We start from the raw sequence: 16,627 nt of genomic DNA, 5'->3' as shown, positions 1-16,627 counted from the left end.
GTCTCCACGCCGCGTTTCCGTCCCAACGCAGCGACGCGAGGGGCTATCCCGACCCCATCACGTATCGATAGCGCGTGACCGTCTCGTAGCCCATGCGGCGGTAGACGGGCTCGCCCATGTCGCTCGCCTGGAGCGCGGCGACGCGCGCGCCGAGGTCGAAGCCGGTGTTGCCGACCCAGCGCGTGACGAGCTCGCCGTGCCCGCGGCCGCGCGCACCCTCGACCGTCCCGACGTACTGCACGCCCGCGACGCCGTGGCTGATGATCACCATCGCGCCGGCGACCGGTCGGCCGCGCTCGTACGCGACGACCGTGCGCACGTGCGGCGCGCACAACGACTCGACGGTTCCGAAGTACCCGTCGAACACCTCGGGCGGCGTGCCCTGCGCGGGGGTGAACGACCCGCGCAACACCGTCAGATAGTCCTCGCGGGTGCGGTCGTCGACGACCTGCCGCAGCTCGACGCCCTCGGGCGGCACCGCGTCCGCGAGACGCGCGTGCAGCACCATCTGCGGATCTCCCTCGCCGAGCGGCGCGAGCCCGGCATCGAGCGCGGCCCGCTCCAGCGCGGGATCGTGATGGTCCGCGAGCCACACCGAGTACGCGGGGCGCAGCCCCGCGAAGAACTCGGCCGCGAGCGCCAGCACACGGTCGGGCTCCGTGCGACGGTCGAGCACGAACGCGCCGTCGTCGAACGGGCCGGGCCACACGGGCGACCCGGCGAACAGCACGACGCCGTCCTCCTCGTGCACGACGCCACCCGGGTGATGGCGTGCGTAGTGCCGGAGCACCTCGACCAGGTTCAGGTCACCGGCGCGCAGCAGCTCCTCACGGTCCATCGCGATCGTCATGTCATCTCCCGGCGTCCGTCGGCTCGAGCGGCATCGACTCGACCGGGTCGATCGGGCTGCGCAACGCGACACCACCGTCCGCGGCCACCACCTGACCCGTGACCCAGTCGAGCGCCGCGATCGCGACGATCGCCTGCGCGACGTCGTCGGCCGAGCCGACGCGACCGAGCGCGGCCCGCTCGGCGACCTTCTCGCGGAACCCGGGAAGGCGGGCGGTGGCGCCGAACATCGGCGTGTCCGTCGTCCCGGGCGCGACCGCGTTCACGCGGATGCCGTGGGCACCGAGCTCCGCCGCGGCGACGCGCACGAGCTGGTGGACAGCCGCCTTCGACGACGCGTAGTGCGCGAGCCAGCGGTCGCTGAGCACGCCCGAGACGGACCCCACCGCGACGATCGAGCCCGCCCGACCGTGCGCGACCATCGCACGCGCGCATTCGCGCAGCGAGACGAACAGGCCGCGCACGTTGACGCCGTACACGCGGTCCCACTCGTCCGTCGACATGCGGAGCACCGGCGAGGACCCGCCCACACCGGCCGCGAGCACCGCGACGTCGGGCGGCCCGAGACCGGCGACGACGTCGGCGACCGCCTGCACGACGGCGTGCTCGTCGGCCACGTCGCAGTGGACGAACAGATCGACCCTGTCGGCGGCTTCGACGCGGTCGAGCACCGCGACGCGCGCGCCGGTGTCGCGCAACCGCGCGACCGTCGCGCGTCCGATGCCGCTCGAACCCCCGGTGACGACGGCGACGCCGCCCCGCAGCTCCACGCCGGGCGACCGTACTATGCGGACCCGTGGGTCAGTCCGAGGAGTGGGTGCGGCGCGACGCGGCCGTCGTCTGGCACGGGTTCACACAGATGGCGGCGTACGCGGACAACGCGCCGGTCGTCGTCGACCACGCAGACGGACACGAGGTCGTCGACACCGACGGCCGCCGCTATCTCGACGCGATCTCGTCGCTGTGGGTGACGACGCTCGGCCACCGCGTGCCCGAGCTCGACGACGCGATCCGGGCCCAGCTCGACCGGGGCGCGCACACGACGATGCTCGGGAACGGCAACACCGTCGTGGTCGAGCTCGCCGAGGCGCTCGCGCGCGTCGTGCCGGTCGACGACCCGCACTTCCTCTTCGCGTCGGATGGCGCGTGCGCGGTGGAGCAGGCGCTCAAGATCGCGTTCCAGTTCCACCACAACCGCGGCGACGCAGGCCGTACCCGGTTCCTCGCCTTCGGCGGCGCGTACCACGGCGACACCATCGGCGCGCTCTCGGTGGGGGCCGGCGGCTTCGGGACGGAGCTGTTCGACCCGCTGCGGTTCCCGGTGCTGCGCGCGCCCGAGATCGCGGACGCCGAGTGCTTCACGACCGCGTGCGCGATGGTCGCCGACCATGCGAGCGAGCTCGCGGCGGTGATCGTCGAGCCGCTCGTGCAGGGCGCGGCCGGGATGCAGATGGCCGACCCGGACGGGCTCGCGCGCCTCGGGCGGGCCTGCGCCGAGCACGAGGTGCTGCTGATCTGCGACGAGGTCGCGACCGGGTTCGGGCGCACCGGCACGCTCTTCGCGTCGGAGCAGTGCGGGCTGCGAGCCGACCTGATGTGCCTCGGCAAGGGCCTGACGGCCGGGTACCTCCCGATGTCGGCCACGGTCGCGTCGGGACGAGTGTTCGACGCGTTCCTCGGGCCCGACCTGTCGGAGCGGACGCTCTACCACGGTCACTCCTATGGTGGGAACGCGCTCGCGGCCGCGGTCGCGTTGCGCCATCTCGAGCTGCTCGACGCGTACGACGTGCTCGCGAACGTGCGCGAGCGCTCCGATGAGCTGCGGGGGCTCCTCGACGACCGCATCGCGTCGCTCGACGCCGTGCGCGAGGTCAGGCTGCGCGGGTTGATGGGCGGGGTGGAGCTCGCGGCACCGGACTCCTCCGCGCGGTGGGGCCGGAAGGTGTGCGCGGCATCGGTCGAGCGCGGTGTGCTGCTGCGCCCGCTCGGCGACGTCGTCGTGCTGATGCCGCCGCTCACGATCACGTCGCCGGAGCTGCACCGGCTCGTCGACACGCTCGCGGAGGCGATCGTCACGGTGACGGCGTCGTGAGGTGGCTCGACTGGGCGCGTGACGAGACGCGCGCGATCCACGACGCCGGGCGGTGGCGCGCCCCACGCGATCTCGACGCAGCCGGTCCGGAGGGAAAGCTCGCGCCCGACGGGCGGCCCGTCGTGTCGTTCGCGTCGAACGACTACCTCGGGCTCACCCAGCATCCCGACGTCGTCGCGGCCGCGCACGCGGCGCTCGACCGGTGGGGCACCGGTTCGGGCGCGGCGCGCCTGATCGTCGGATCGCGTCCCGTCCACACCCAGCTCGAGCACGAGCTCGCGGCCTGGAAGGGGGCCGAGCGCGCCGTGCTGTTCCCGACCGGGTTCGCCGCCAACCTCGGCGTGCTGACGACGTTCGCGGGTCCGGGGGTGCTCGTGTGCAGCGACGAGCTGAACCACGCCTCGATCGTCGACGGGTGCCGCGCGAGTCGTGCCCGCGTCGCGGTCTACCGCCACCGCGACCTCGACCACCTCGTCTCGCTCCTCGCGAGCGCCGACGAGGAGCGCGCGCTGGTGGTCACGGACACGGTGTTCTCGATGGACGGCGACGTCGCGCCGGTCGACGAGCTCGTGGACGTGTGCGCGCGCCACGACGCGCTGCTCGTCCTCGACGAGGCCCACGCGGTGCTCGGTCCCGACGTCGACGTGTCCGGCGTCGCCGCGGTGCAGGTCGGCACGCTGTCGAAGACGCTCGGCGCGCTCGGAGGGTTCGCGGTCGGCCCTCGCTCGCTGGTCGACCTCGTCGTCAACCGGGCCCGCCCCTACATCTTCACGACGGCGTCGACGCCGGCCGACACCGCGGCCGCGCTCGCCGCACTGGGTGTCCTGCGGTCCGACGAGGGCGCCCGGCTGCGTGATCGCCTGCGCGCACACGTCGAGCGCGTTCGGCCCGGGCATCCGTCGCCGATCGTTCCGGTCCTGTGCGGCGACGAGCGCGACGCGCTCGCCGCGTCGGCCGCGTTGCTCGAGCGGGGCCTGCTCGTGCCCGCGATCCGCCCGCCGACCGTCGCACCGGGCACGTCGCGCCTGCGCGTCGCGCTGTCCGCGGCGCACGCCGACGCGCAGGTCGGCGACCTCGTGCACGCGCTCGACGCGCTCGGGCTGTCGTGAGCGGTCGCGACTGCGACCTGCTCGTCTTCGTGACGGGCACGGGAACCGAGATCGGCAAGACGTGGTGGGGCTCGGCACTCGCGACCGAGCTGCACGCTCGGGGCGTCGCCGTCGCGGCTCGCAAGCCGGCGCAGTCGTTCGCGCCGAACGACGCGCACACGGACGCCGACGTGCTCGCGCGCGCGACGGGCGAGCGACCGGACGACGTCTGCCCGCCGCACCGCTGGTACCCGGTGCCGCTCGCGCCGCCGATGGCCGCGGACGCGCTCGGGCGCCCGTCCTTCACCGTGGCCGAGCTCGCCGAGGAGACGCGCTGGCCGGGCCGTCCTGGGGTCGTGCTCGTCGAGGGTGCGGGCGGCCCGCGCTCGCCCATCGCGGACGACGGCGACAACGTCGACCTCGCGCGCGCGCTCCAGGTCGATCACGTCGTGCTCGTCGCGGACGCCGAGCTCGGGACGATCAACGCCGTACGGCTGTGCGTCGAGGCGCTCGCGCCGCTGCCCGTCACCGTCGCGCTGAACCGCTACACCGCCGCGGACGAGCTCCACGAGCGGAACCGGTCGTGGCTGGCCGAGCGTGCCCGCCTCGACGTGGTGACCGCGCCCGACGCGCTCGCCGACGCGCTCGTCACCCGCGCGCAGCGGCGAGCAGGTCGACCTGGCTGACGTCCGGCGAGCTCGGGAACAGGACGACCTCGTCGCAGCCCGCCGACTCGAACGCGGCGAGCTCGTCGCGGACCTGCGCGTCGCTCACGAGGACACCCTGGGCGATCTGCTCGGCCACCGGGCCGAGGAACCCGTAGTAGTGCTGGATGTACGCATCGGCGTTGGTGCGCGCAGCAGGCCCGAGGGAGTAGTAGCCGAGCGCGAGCAGGCGCGGCCGACCGTCGCGTCCGGCCTCGGCCCACGCGTCGCGCACACGCGTGGCGGTCGCCGCGAACGCGTCGACACCGCCGCCACCTGCGATCCACCCCGACGCGTGGTCGACGACGCGACGCACGGCCGCATCGCTCGTCCCGCCGATGATCACCTCGGGCCCGCCGGCGCGCGCCGGTGACGGGCCGATGCCACGCTCACCCGACCAGACCGCGCGCAGCTCCGCGAGCTGCGCGTCGAAGACGCGACCGCGCCGCGTGATGTCGACCCCGCTCGCCTCGTAGTCGTCGGCGCGCCCGCCGACCGCGAGCCCGAGGACGAGGCGGCCGCCGCTCAGCCGGTCGATCGTCGCGGTCTGCTTGGCGAGCATCGCCGCGTTCGGCCGCAACGGCGTGAGCAGGATCGACGTCATCAGCTTGATCCGCTCCGTGACGGCCGCGGCCGCGCTGAGCGCGACGAGCGACTCCCAGTTCCCGTACACGAGCCGGTCGATCGTGCCGAGCGACGAGAACCCGGCGCCCTCCGCGCGCCGGGCCCACTCCAGAACCGTCGCCGCGTCGACACCGTCGATCGTCGTCGGTAACCCAATCCCTATGTCCATTGCTCCGCTCCCACTCCGCTACTTCCGCTCGCTGCGCTCGCTCCATCCGCTCCGCTCGCTCCGCGTGTTCGCTCGCTCCGCTCGCTCACGCGCGTGTCACGCCTCCGCGCACCCCGAGTCGACCAAGATGAGCGTATGCATGTCACCCCATTGAGGGTGGGGGTGCCGCGGGAGGTGAAGGACGGCGAGCACCGGGTCGCGCTGACCCCCGACGGCGCGCACGAGCTCGCGCGCCATGGCGTGCCGGTCGTCGTCGAGCGGGGCGCGGGCCACGACTCCGCCTTCGACGACGACGAGTACCGCCGCGCGGGCGCATCGCTCGCGCAGAGCGCGGCGGAGGTCTGGGAGCGCGCCCAGCTGGTTCTCAAGGTCAAGGAACCGCAGCCGGGCGAGCTCGCCCACCTCCGCCCGGGGCTGGTGCTGTTCACGTACCTGCATCTCGCCGCGTACCCGGACGTCGCCGACGCGCTGCTCGCAGACCGTGTGGTCGGCATCGCGTACGAGACGGTGCAGGAGCCGTCGGGCGCGCTCCCCCTGCTCGCCCCGATGAGCGAGATCGCGGGACGCATGGCGCCGCAGGTGGGCGCGCACTTCCTCGAGCGGCAGCAGGGCGGGCGCGGCGTGCTGCTCGGCGGCGCGCCCGGCGTGCGACCGGCGCGTGTCGTCGTGCTCGGAGCGGGCACCGTCGGTTGGAACTCGGCGTGGATCGCGCAGGGCATGGAGGCGGAGGTGCTGCTCCTCGACCGTGACCTCGACCGACTGCGCTGGGTCGACCAGATCCACCGCGGTCGGATCATGACGCTCCACAGCAATGCGGCGTCCGTGAAGCGCGCGGTCGTCGACGCCGATCTCGTGATCGGCGCGGTGCTCGTGCCGGGCGGCCGCGCGCCCGTCGTCGTCGACGAGGAGACGGTCGCGGACATGCGCGCGGGATCGGTCGTCGTCGACTGCGCGATCGACCAGGGTGGCTGCGTCGCGACGAGTCGGGAGACGACGCACGCGCAGCCCGTCTACGAGGCGCACGGCGTGCTGCACTACGCCGTCGGCAACATCCCCGGCGCGGTGCCGCGGACGTCGACGTTCGCGCTCACGAACGCCACACTGCCCTACGCAGTCGCGCTCGCCACCCGTGGCGTCGTCGGCGCGCTCGATGACGAGCCCGCGCTCGCGTCGGGCGTCAACACCGTCGACGGCAACGTGACGAACGCGGCGGTCGCGGACGCGCTCGGCCGCCGCGCGACGCCGCTCGCCGACGCGTGGTGAGCGCGCTACTCCTTCGGCCGCTTGGGGCGCAGCTCGCCGAGGGACTCGAGCGCTTCCTTCGGCGGTGAAGCGGCCGAGCGGTTCGCGGCCTGCAGCGCGGCGAACACCTCTTCACGGTGCACGTCGACGGAACGGGGCGCGCGGATGCCCAGACGAACCTGGTCGCCGCGCACCTCGAGCACCGTGACCACGATGTCGTGGCCGATCATGATGCTCTGGTTCGCGCGTCGGGTGAGCACGAGCACCGGCGTCCTCCATGATCGCGGCTCCTCGCACGAGCATAGGGCCGCGCGCGACACGTGCCGTGTGATGCCTCGTCTCGACGCGCGACGCGGCGAGACGCGCGTCAATTCGACGCGAGCGGCGTCCGCACGTCGTAGCTCGAGTTGTGCAGGACGACCTGCATCGCCTCGTTCGTGTGACGGTTCACGACGATCGGGCCGAGCAGGTTCGCGGTCGCGTCCTGTGCGCGCTCGCGGACCGTGACGATGACGAGCACGAGCGCATCCGTCGGCTCGCGCAGACCGAGCCGGTCCGCGGTGTCGTCGTCGATGTCGATCTGGAAGTCGGGGAAGAACCAGCCGGGGTGGGTGACGACGAACGCGAGGTCGGCGTCGTCGAGCGACTGCATGACGCTGAACGGACCGTCGGGGTCGCCCCACGACCGCAGCTCGAAGCGGCGCGCGTCCGGGAACGCGGGGATGCCCGCCGCGAAGTGCAGCTGGGGTGCGGCCGTCCTCGTCTCGTCCAGCGTCGTCATGTCCCCTACTTCAGGAAGTCGACGAGCGAAGGCTGGATCACCTTGCTCGTGGCCGCGAGGGCCGCCTGGTACGCCACCTGCTGGGTCTGCAGCTGCATGATGACCTGCGGGAGGTCGACGTCCTCGACCTCGGACAGGCTCTGCTGCAACCCGGTGACGTTCGTGTCCAGCGAGTTCTTGGTCGTCTCGAGACGACGGTAGCGAGCGCCTACGTCACCGAGGGCGCTCAGGATGGTCGTCATGTGACCGTCGATCGCGGTCAGGTCGCCCTGGAGGTTGGCGGGGTTCGTGCGCAAGTCGTCCGAGAGCTGCTGGAGCGTCCCGAACAGGCCGCTCGCACCACTGCCGAACACCGCGCCGCCCGTCACGTTCACGTCGAGCTGGACACCGGGCGCGATCGTGCGCGTCACACCGCCCGAGTCGCCCTGGTACACGCCGTTGGCGTCGTAGGCCGTCGCGCTCGTCGTGTTCCCGCCGAACAGCGGCCGGTTCTGGTAGGTCGTGTTGGCGAGCGTCACGAGCCCGGCGCGGAGCTGGTCGACCTCCTCGGCGAGCGCGCTGCGGTCCTGCGACGACATCGCGCCGTCGGTGCCGTTCACCGCGAGCTGACGGACGCGCTGCATGCTCGACACGACGGACTGCAACGTGCTGTCGGCGATGCCGAGCCACCCGATCCCATCGGAGATGTTGCGCTGGTACTGCTGCGAGCGCGTGAGCTGCGACCGGAACGCGAGTGACGACACGGCCGCGGTGGGCGAATCGGACGGGCGGTTGAGCACCTTGCCCGACGACATCTGCTCCTGGATCTGCTGCAGCTTGCCGAGGCTGCGCTGCAGGTTCGACATCACCTCGGAGCTGAGGGTGCGCTGCGTGATCCTGAAGTCCGAAACAGCCATCTGTCTTCTCTGCGGCCTACGCGCCCGTGTGGTTGATGAGCGTGTCGAGCGTCTGGTCGACGACCGTCATGTAACGCGCCGCGGCCGAGTACGCGTGCTGGTACTGGAGCAGCGACACCATCTCCTCGTCCAGATTCACGCCGGCCTGAGACTCCCGGTTGGAATCGACCTGCGACGTCACCTCGTCCTGGATCGACACCTGACGGTTCGCGGACTGCGCTTCGACGCCGAGCTGGACGATCATCGACCGGTACGTCGAGTCCGCGCCCGTCGTCGAGGCCGACAGCGCGCCGATCGAGAGCGCGCCCTGCCCGTCGAGCGGACCGTTGCTCGCGACCGCGGCCGCGATCGTCCCCGGATCCGCGATCACGCCGGGCGCGACGGCGAGCGTGGACGCGTTCGTGCCGCTGAAGAACGGCCGTCCGCCGACGCCGTCGAGACCGACGAGCGTGTCGCCGAGCAGTGTGGTGAACCCGTTGTTGCCGGAGACGGCCGAGACGGTGACCTGGTCGGTGGGGTTCGCCGCCGCGAGCGAGACCTTCAGCGGACTGCCCGCGCCGCCCGTCACCGTCGCGACGACCTGACCGGGCGTGCCGGTCGCGGTGTCCAGGGCGGACTGCAACGCGGTCTGCAGCGCGGCGGCACCGCCCGCGCCCGACCAGTCCGCGCCGGTCACGCTCACGGCCGGGAGCGCGGTCCCGTTGACCGAGAGGTTGAACTGCAGGGTGCCGGCCGACGACAGGTCCTGGTTCCCGGCCGCGATCGTCCCGCCGATCGCGCCGTGGACCTGGTTGACCTGGTCGCGAAGCTGCGTCGCGAGGTTGTCGAGTGAGGTCGCGTAGCGCGGGAGGATGTCGTTGATGCTCGTGAGCAGCCCGCCGACCTGACCGGCGGAGGAGTTCGCGGGGTAGTTGTCCTTGGTCCAGCGCACCGCGACGGTGGGCCCGCTGGAGTCGACGGCCAACGTCTGCGCCTCGGTGCCGCGCACGAGCGGCCCGCCGTCGACGTACACGTCGACCATCCCGTTCGCGTTCGGGCGCGCGGTCACGCCGATGTCGTCGGACAGCTTGCTGATGAGCAGGTCGCGCTGGTCCTGGAGGTCGGTCGTCTGGAGACCGGCGACCTGCGCGTTCTGGATCGCACCGTTCAGCTGGGCGATGTTCGCGGCCATCGTGTTGATCTCGTTGACGGTCGTGCCGAGCTGCTCGATCGCGTCGTTGCGTTGCTGCGCGATGGTCGACGCGTCGCTGTTGAACATCGTCGTGAGCGCGCCACCGAGCTGGATGAGCTGCGTGCGCGCCGACTGGTCGCCCGGGTTGTTGGCGACGTCCTGCCACCCGCCCCAGAAGTCGGCGAGCGTCTGCTGGATGCCGGTGTCGCTCGGCTCGCCGTACATCTGCTCGAGGTTCGACAGCGTCGTCTGCACCGTCTTCAGGCTCGAGTCGGCGCCGTGCTCGAGATAGCTGCGCGCCTCGAGGAAGACGTCGCGTGAGCGCTGCACGTCTTCGACGGTCACGCCCTGGCCACCGTCGTTCCACTTCGAGAACAGGGCGGGCGTCAGCGGCCCGGCGTTCGCGACGGTGGTGACCGTCTGGCGCGAATAGCCGTCGGTGTTGACGTTGGCGAGGTTGTGGCCGGTGACGTCGAGGCCCTTCTGCGCGGCGTACAGCGCCGAGAGCGCGATGCGCAGCGCGCCGAAGTCCGACACCTACATCGCCTCGTTGACGAGGCCGAGGTTGACGGTGTGCGCGGTCGCGACGCCGTCCGCGGAGTACGTGTCGGGTGTCGCGTCGCCGAGCACGCGCAGTGCCTCGCGCGTCGCCTGGTGGCCACGGCCGAGGAGGTCGCGGTTCGTCTGCGCGAGCGTGTCGATCTCCTGCGCGAGCTCGAGGAGCGCGGCGCGGTGGTCCTCGAAGATCCGCCGCCACGGGCCGGTGACAAGCTGCGCGAGGCGCTTGAGGGTCGGCGCCTCCGTCAAGCCGAGCTCCGCGGACGCCGAGTCGAGCGCGAGCGCGCGGTCGAGCTCGAGCCGCTTGAGCTCGCCGAGCACCGTCTCGACCTCTCGGGTCGCGTGAGGGAGCCAGCGGGTGCGCCCGCCGGCGAGGATCATCTGCTCCTCCTCGAGCTTGAACAGGAGCAGCTCGAGAAGCTGGCGCTCGCGCCAGAGGATGTTGGAGACGTCGCTGAGGCTCATCGGCGACTCCCGGACGGCCGTCCTGTCACATGCGTCCCATCGGCGGGAAGGCGCCGGGGTGAAGGAGTTCCGCTTCTTGTGAAGGGTGACCGCCCACCGAGGCGCGGTCACGCTTCACAAAGCGATAGGGGGCTAGCCGAGGAGCCCGAGCGCGACGGCCCGCCCGAGCGCCTCGTTGCGGTTCTTGGCGCCGAGCTTGGCGTAGATGTGCGCGAGGTGGGTCTTCACCGTCGGGAGCGAGACGTAGAGCGACGACGCGATCTCACGGTTCGACTGGCCCTCGGCGAGCAACGCGAGGACCTCGCGCTCGCGGACCGTCAGCGACGACTCGTCGACCGCCTCGTCGTTCACGGGCCCCATCGCGCCGACGAGCGTGGACAGGAGGGCGGGCGCGACGACGCGCTCGCCCTTCATCACCCGCTCGACCGACAGCGCGAGCTCCTCGGTGGGGAGGTTGCGCACGACCAGCCCGTTGGCGTCGTAGCTGAGGAGCGCGCCGAGCTCGTCGCGATGCGTCCGCGGGACGAGGACGAGCACGAGCGGCGGCTCGGGCACCTGCTTGCAGCGCTTCACGATCTCGGCCAGGGGCAGGTCGGCGACTGCGCCGAGGACGACGAGGTCGACGGCCCCGTCCTCGGCGAGCTTCGGGACGGGCCGCCCGAGCGAGCTCTCGGCGACGATGTCGAAGCCGAGCGGCTCGAGGACCGCGGCGATGCCGAGGCGCAGCAGCGCCACGTCGTCCGCGACGACGGCGCGGTGCTCGCGCTCGCTGGGCATCGCGGCGAATCGTAGTGTCCGCCGCCCGCGGCCCCCGCGGACGCTTCTCGCGCGCGACATGCGGCACTGACGTACGGAATCCGTACGTGAATGCCGCATCTCCACCCGGGGATCATCCCGGCCGACCGCGCACCGCGCGAGGCGCTGACCTGGGCCGACGGGTCGCCGGCCGCCGGGCGCGTCATCCCCAGGGATGAGACCCGACCAGCGGAATCATCCGCCCGGTCGATCGAGAACCACGCTGCGTGGGACCGATCTCACACATCGTGCAGACCTCACGTGGTACCCAGCAGTCCCAGTCCACCACCGCCGACCGCGCTCCGCGCGACGCGCGGGCCGAGCGCCTCGCCCGGGGGATCGACGAGGAGGCGCTCGTGCGCGAGCACCTCCCCCTGATCCAGTACGCGGTCTCCGAGATCGCCCACCGGATCCCGAGCTACGTCAGCCGCAGCGACCTCGTCTCCGCGGGCATGCTCGGACTGGCCCAGGCGGCGCGCAGCTTCGACCCCGACCGCGGCATCGCCTTCGAGCGCTTCGCCTCGACCCGCATCCGGGGCGCGCTCCTCGACGAGCTGCGGGGCCGGGACTGGGCGAGCCGTTCGGTGCGGGCCCGGGCCCGTCGCATGCAGACGGCGACGACGGACCTCACGAACAAGCTGGGGCGCACGCCCACGCCGGCCGAGGTCGCCGAGGAGATGGGGATCGACGCGCCGACCGCCCAGAAGCTCGTCGACGACGTCCACCGCGCCACCGTCCTGAACTACGAGTCGCTCGTGCTCGAGGGGACCTCCGAGCTCTTCCTCGTGGACGAGGGCGAGAACCCGGAGGACGCGATCCTCGAGCGTGAGCGCCGCGCGTACCTGACCGACGCGGTCAGCGCGCTGCCCGAGCGCCTGCGCCGGGTGGTCGTGGGCTACTTCTTCGAGGAGTGCTCCATGCAGGAGCTCGCCGACGAGCTCGGCGTCTCCGAGTCGCGGGTCTCGCAGCTGCGGGCCGAGGCGCTCGCGCTGTTGAAGGACGGGATGAACGCGCACCTCGAGCCCGAGGCGCTCGAGCCGGAGCCCCGTCCCAACGGCCGCGTCGCGAAGCGGAAGGCCGCGTACTACGCGCAGGTCGCCGAGGGGTCGAGCTACCGCGCCCGCCTCGACGCGGCGCCGGCGTCGGTGCACGAGAAGATCGCCGCGCGGGCGTACACCGCGCACGTCGACGAGCCCGAGATCCGCAAGGCGAGCTGACTCAGGAACGACGGAAGTTCGGCCGAAACGCTTCAGGAGCGAGGCCGTCGTCCGATGAGACCCTGCCGCCGGACGACTCGGCGGATCAGGGCTTCCACGGACGGGAAGCAGCGCACGGATCACGGAGGATTCCACTCATGCGCATCAACGACAACATCATGGCGCTCAACGCCTACCGCAACCTCTCGAACACCGAGAGCGCGATGGGCAAGAGCCTCGAGAAGCTGTCGTCGGGCTACCGGATCAACCGGGCCGCCGACGACGCCGCCGGCCTCGTCATCAGCGAGGGCCTCTCGGCGCAGATCAGTGGTCTGCAGCAGGCGACCCGCAACGCCCAGGACGGCATCAGCGTCGTCCAGACGGCTGAGGGTGCACTCAACCAGGTCAACGTCATGCTCCAGCGCATGCGTGACCTCGCCGTGCAGGCGGCCAACGGCTCGAACGACGACAACGCTCGCGCTGCCGCGAACAACGAGATCGTCGAGCTGAAGGCGGAGATCAGCCGCGTCGCCGGCCAGACCAAGTTCGGCACGCAGGCCCTCCTCGACGGCACCTACGGCAACCAGGCCGCCGACGTGCACAGCACGTTCGTCGCCTCGGGCAGCATCGCCAACAACGACACCGCGACCCTCACCGTCGCCATCGACGGCACGGCGAGCTTCACGGTCACGCTCGCGGCGGCGTCGTACGCCACGGGCGCGTCGTACCAGGCGGCGCTGGTGTCCGCGTTCAGCGCGCAGACGAGCGCGGTGACGGTCAGCGTCACGACGCTCGGCAGCGGTGCGTACCGCGTGGACGTCACCCGCACGACGGCGAGCACCAGCAGCTCGGTGTCGATCGCATCGGACACCGCGGCTGCGAACGGCTTCAGCCAGGTGACCGCTTCGGCGAACGTCAGCGGTCAGGGTGGCGTGTTCCAGATCGGTGCGAACGCCAACGAGACGATCTCGGTCTCGATCGGCGCGCTCTCGAAGTCGGACGGCTCCGGCCTCGCCGACGTCGCGGGCGACGTGCTGAACACGAACAACGCGGAGCAGTTCATCTCGTCGGTCGACGTGGCGATCTCGAACGTGTCGAGCCTTCGTGGCCAGCTGGGTGCGAAGCAGAACCGTCTCGAGAGCTCGGTGGCCAGCCTCCAGGTGGCGACCGAGAACCTGTCGGCGTCCAACTCGCAGATCCGCGACACGGACATGGCGCTCGAGATGACCAACTTCACCAAGGACCAGATCCTCATGCAGGCCGGTACGGCAATGCTGGGTCAGGCCAACAAGATCCCGCAGTCGGTGCTCTCGCTCCTGCAGGGCTAGTGACAAGGGACCAGTGACACGTGGTTCGGGGCGGGGAGCGATCCCCGCCCCGAACCGCAACGAAGACTGCAACACCAACGGAGCGGCGAGCGGCCGTGAGGCGGGTGTCCCGCCGAACAGCGAGCGCGACCAGGAGTAGGAGGGCGGGTGTCGTCGATCAGCGGGATCTCGCTACCGGGCCTCGGCATCGGGGGCGGCCTCGACGTCAACTCGATGATCCAGCAGCTGGTGCAGGTGCAGAGCATCCCCATGCAGCAGCTGCAGGCCCGCATGCAGGCCCAGCAGGCCCAGCAGGCCGCGGTCGACTCCATCTCCTCCAAGTTCTCCGCCGTCCAGAACGCCGCGCTCGCGCTCTCGCGCGCGTCGGCGTGGCAGGTGTTCACGGCGACCTCGTCGAACCCCGGTGCCGTCACCGCGAGCGCGTCGTCGAGCGCGCTGACCGGCTCGGTCACCTTCACCGTCGATCGTCTCGCCGCCGCCGCGGCCCTGCGCTCGCAGAACACGGTCGCGTCGACGTCGACCGTCATCGCGAACGGGCCGATCCTGCTCGCCCAGGGCGGCAACCAGTACGGGCTCGGCACGTTCGCGTCGAGCAGCACGCTCCCGGCCGGCGCGCACACGATCGTCGTCACGCAGGCGTCCGCAGCGGCGACGCGCACGCCCGGCGCGGGCGACAGCGCGCTCGCCGCGAGCACGACCATCACCGCCGGCGTCAACGACCAGCTCCAGGTCTCGATCAACGGCGCCCCCCAGACGCTCACGCTCGCGGCCGGCACCTACACGCAGAGCCAGCTCGCCGCCGCAGTGCAGAGCGCGTCCAACGGTGCGCTCACCGCCTCGGTCGACGGCAACGGCAAGCTCGTGCTCGCGACGACGCGCGAGGGCAGTAGCGCGTCCATCCAGGTGACCGGTGGGACCGCGCAGGCGGCGCTCGGCCTCGCGACGGACGCGTCCGCGGTGACGGGAACCGACGGGATCGTCACGGTGGACGGCACCGCGACGACCGTGACCGACGCCGAGGCGGGCGCGACCGTCACGCTCGCCGCGCCGACGGGCTCGATCACCGCCACGCTGTCGGGCGGTCTGCGCACCGGGACCGTGAACGCCACGCAGGTCGCGATCACGGACGGGTCGCTCGCCGGCGTGGTCAGCGCGATCAACTCCGCGAACGCCGGGATCAGCGCGACCGCCGTGCAGGTCGGGCCGAGTGCCTACCGGCTGCAGCTCGCGTCGACCACGACGGGCGTGAACTCGGACGTCGACGTCGACGCGAGCGCGTTCACCGGACTGGGCTCGATGCTGACGCTGACCCAGGGCGCGGACTCGCAGATCACGGTCGGCTCCGGGCCGGGCGCGTACCAGGTGACGTCGCACACCAACACGATCGCCAACATGGTGCCGGGCCTCACGCTGAACCTCGTGTCGACGTCGGCGTCACCGGTCACCGTGAACGTGGCGAACGACGGGCAGAGCATCGCGACACTCGTCGGCAACCTCGCGACCGCGGCGAACGACGCGCTCCAGGAGGTGCAGAAGCAGACCGCGTACGACCCGACGACGCAGACCGCCGCGCCGCTGCTCGGTGACCTCACCGTGCAGCTCCAGGCCGATCGGCTGGTCCAGGCGATCACCGGCGCGGTGAGCACGAGCTCGCTCAGCAGCGGTGGGCTCGCGGGTCTGCAGATCGACAAGAACGGCAACGTCACGTTCGACCAGAACGCCTTCCTCGCTGCGTACCAGGCGAACCCGACGCAGGTGATGAACCTGTTCGTGCAGTCGGGGACGGCCGCGAACAGCGCGGTGACGTTCCAGCGCGCGGGCGACCGCGACAGCGCCGGCACCTACGACGTCAACGTGACGCACGCCGCGACCCAGGCGACCGCGACCGGCGCGGTCGTCGGCTCGATCACGAACGCGGACACGATCGACATCCTGTTCAACGGCGTCACGTCGACGTACAACGCCTCGGCAGGCGAGTCGCTCAACTCGATCGCAGCCGGGCTCACCAACGCGCTCACGACCAACAACGTGAAGGGACTCACGGTCGACGTCGAGAACGGTGCGCTCGTCGTGCGCGCCGGGAGCTACGGGTCGGCGACGAGCTTCCAGGTCCGCGAGTCGAACGCCGGCGCGGGCCAGACGGGCCTCACGACCACGTCGGGCTCGTGGCAGGGCTTCTACGGCTCGGACGTGCAGGGCACGATCGACGGTCGCACGTCGCTCGGCTCGGGTCAGTTCCTCACGGTGGACGCGGGCGACGACGTCATTCCCGGCTTCACGGTGCAGGTGACGGGGACGAGCACGGGCGATCTCGGGAACGTCACGTACACGCCGGGCATCGCCGCACGCCTGGTGTCGGTCGGCGCAAACGCGACCGACGCGCTCAGCGGTGCGTTCACCGTCGAGCACAACAGCATCCAGGCCACGATCGACGACATGACGCAGCAGATCTCGAACATGCAGACGCAGATCAACAACTACCAGCAGCAGCTGCAGCAGCAGTTCGCCGACCTCGACAGCGTCATGGGCCAGTTGCACGCGCAGCAGAGCTGGCTCGCGCAGCAGCTCGGCGTCGCGACGACGTCGTCGTCCTCGTCGTCGTCGTCTTCGTCATCGAGCTCGGGTTAGTCAGGCCGCACGATGGAACGCGCGGCTCCAACGCAACGGAG

16 protein-coding genes are annotated in these 16,627 nt (G+C 71.6%); 7 read left to right on the top strand and 9 right to left on the bottom strand.

The window, feature by feature from the left end:
• Window positions 1-43: 43 nt before the first annotated feature.
• Both VFC33_12445 and VFC33_12440 read right to left on the bottom strand, forming a co-directional pair.
• Window positions 44-850, bottom strand: coding sequence for a hypothetical protein (locus VFC33_12445; GenBank protein ID HZR14046.1), 807 nt, complete (start codon window positions 848-850; stop codon window positions 44-46).
• Between the two features lies 1 nt (window position 851).
• Window positions 852-1,619: an SDR family oxidoreductase gene (locus VFC33_12440; protein ID HZR14045.1), complete on the bottom strand. Its 768-nt coding sequence runs from the start codon at window positions 1,617-1,619 to the stop codon at window positions 852-854.
• Between the two features lie 26 nt (window positions 1,620-1,645).
• Between VFC33_12440 and bioA the strand changes: the two genes are divergently transcribed.
• Genes bioA through VFC33_12425 form a run of 3 tightly spaced genes read left to right on the top strand, consistent with a single transcriptional unit; the run spans window position 1,646 to window position 4,715 of the window.
• Window positions 1,646-2,941, top strand: a complete 1,296-nt coding sequence (gene bioA / locus VFC33_12435) for an adenosylmethionine--8-amino-7-oxononanoate transaminase (protein ID HZR14044.1) — start codon at window positions 1,646-1,648, stop codon at window positions 2,939-2,941.
• Window positions 2,938-4,050 (top strand): 8-amino-7-oxononanoate synthase, encoded by a 1,113-nt coding sequence (locus tag VFC33_12430; GenBank protein HZR14043.1) that lies wholly within the window; start codon window positions 2,938-2,940, stop codon window positions 4,048-4,050. Before bioA ends, VFC33_12430 begins: the two co-directional genes overlap by 4 nt.
• On the top strand, window positions 4,047-4,715 hold the full coding sequence (locus tag VFC33_12425; protein ID HZR14042.1) for a dethiobiotin synthase: 669 nt from the start codon (window positions 4,047-4,049) through the stop codon (window positions 4,713-4,715). Before VFC33_12430 ends, VFC33_12425 begins: the two co-directional genes overlap by 4 nt.
• On the opposite strand, the gene VFC33_12420 is transcribed toward VFC33_12425, so the two are convergent.
• The gene (locus VFC33_12420) at window positions 4,678-5,526 is read right to left on the bottom strand and encodes an LLM class flavin-dependent oxidoreductase (GenBank protein ID HZR14041.1); all 849 of its coding nucleotides are present in this window, start codon (window positions 5,524-5,526) and stop codon (window positions 4,678-4,680) included. The genes VFC33_12425 and VFC33_12420 overlap by 38 nt on opposite strands.
• Window positions 5,527-5,661: 135 nt before the next feature.
• On the opposite strand from VFC33_12420, the gene ald reads away from it, so the two are divergent.
• Window positions 5,662-6,789: an alanine dehydrogenase gene (gene ald, locus VFC33_12415; protein HZR14040.1), complete on the top strand. Its 1,128-nt coding sequence runs from the start codon at window positions 5,662-5,664 to the stop codon at window positions 6,787-6,789.
• Window positions 6,790-6,794: 5 nt separating this feature from the next.
• Here the strand turns inward: ald and csrA are convergent, their stop codons facing one another.
• From csrA to VFC33_12385, 6 genes are all read right to left on the bottom strand, one after another.
• Window positions 6,795-7,034 (bottom strand): carbon storage regulator CsrA, encoded by a 240-nt coding sequence (gene csrA / locus VFC33_12410; protein HZR14039.1) that lies wholly within the window; start codon window positions 7,032-7,034, stop codon window positions 6,795-6,797.
• Window positions 7,035-7,135: 101 nt separating this feature from the next.
• Window positions 7,136-7,549 (bottom strand): flagellar assembly protein FliW, encoded by a 414-nt coding sequence (locus tag VFC33_12405; GenBank protein ID HZR14038.1) that lies wholly within the window; start codon window positions 7,547-7,549, stop codon window positions 7,136-7,138.
• A gap of 5 nt (window positions 7,550-7,554) precedes the next feature.
• A complete protein-coding gene (gene flgL, locus VFC33_12400; protein HZR14037.1) occupies window positions 7,555-8,445 on the bottom strand; it encodes a flagellar hook-associated protein FlgL in 891 nt (296 codons plus the stop codon).
• Window positions 8,446-8,461: 16 nt separating this feature from the next.
• Window positions 8,462-10,153 (bottom strand): flagellar hook-associated protein FlgK, encoded by a 1,692-nt coding sequence (flgK, locus tag VFC33_12395; GenBank protein HZR14036.1) that lies wholly within the window; start codon window positions 10,151-10,153, stop codon window positions 8,462-8,464.
• Window positions 10,154-10,639: a flagellar export chaperone FlgN gene (flgN, locus tag VFC33_12390; protein HZR14035.1), complete on the bottom strand. Its 486-nt coding sequence runs from the start codon at window positions 10,637-10,639 to the stop codon at window positions 10,154-10,156.
• A 132-nt stretch (window positions 10,640-10,771) separates the two neighbouring features.
• On the bottom strand, window positions 10,772-11,416 hold the full coding sequence (locus tag VFC33_12385; protein HZR14034.1) for a response regulator transcription factor: 645 nt from the start codon (window positions 11,414-11,416) through the stop codon (window positions 10,772-10,774).
• A 245-nt stretch (window positions 11,417-11,661) separates the two neighbouring features.
• On the opposite strand from VFC33_12385, the gene VFC33_12380 reads away from it, so the two are divergent.
• The 3 genes from VFC33_12380 to fliD all read left to right on the top strand — a co-directional run bounded on the left by VFC33_12380 (window position 11,662) and on the right by fliD (window position 16,586).
• Window positions 11,662-12,651 carry a FliA/WhiG family RNA polymerase sigma factor gene (locus VFC33_12380; GenBank protein HZR14033.1) on the top strand — a complete coding sequence of 330 codons (990 nt, stop codon included), beginning with the start codon at window positions 11,662-11,664 and terminating at the stop codon, window positions 12,649-12,651.
• Window positions 12,652-12,788: 137 nt separating this feature from the next.
• The gene (locus VFC33_12375) at window positions 12,789-13,958 is read left to right on the top strand and encodes a flagellin (GenBank protein ID HZR14032.1); all 1,170 of its coding nucleotides are present in this window, start codon (window positions 12,789-12,791) and stop codon (window positions 13,956-13,958) included.
• Window positions 13,959-14,105: 147 nt separating this feature from the next.
• Window positions 14,106-16,586 (top strand): flagellar filament capping protein FliD, encoded by a 2,481-nt coding sequence (gene fliD, locus VFC33_12370; protein ID HZR14031.1) that lies wholly within the window; start codon window positions 14,106-14,108, stop codon window positions 16,584-16,586.
• Window positions 16,587-16,627: the final 41 nt, after the last annotated feature.

The organism is Acidimicrobiia bacterium (assembly GCA_035651955.1).
Taxonomy (GTDB): Bacteria; Actinomycetota; Acidimicrobiia; order IMCC26256; family JAMXLJ01; genus JAMXLJ01.
Note: the sequence above shows the minus strand (reverse complement) of the source record. Positions and strands in the feature narration are given on the sequence as shown.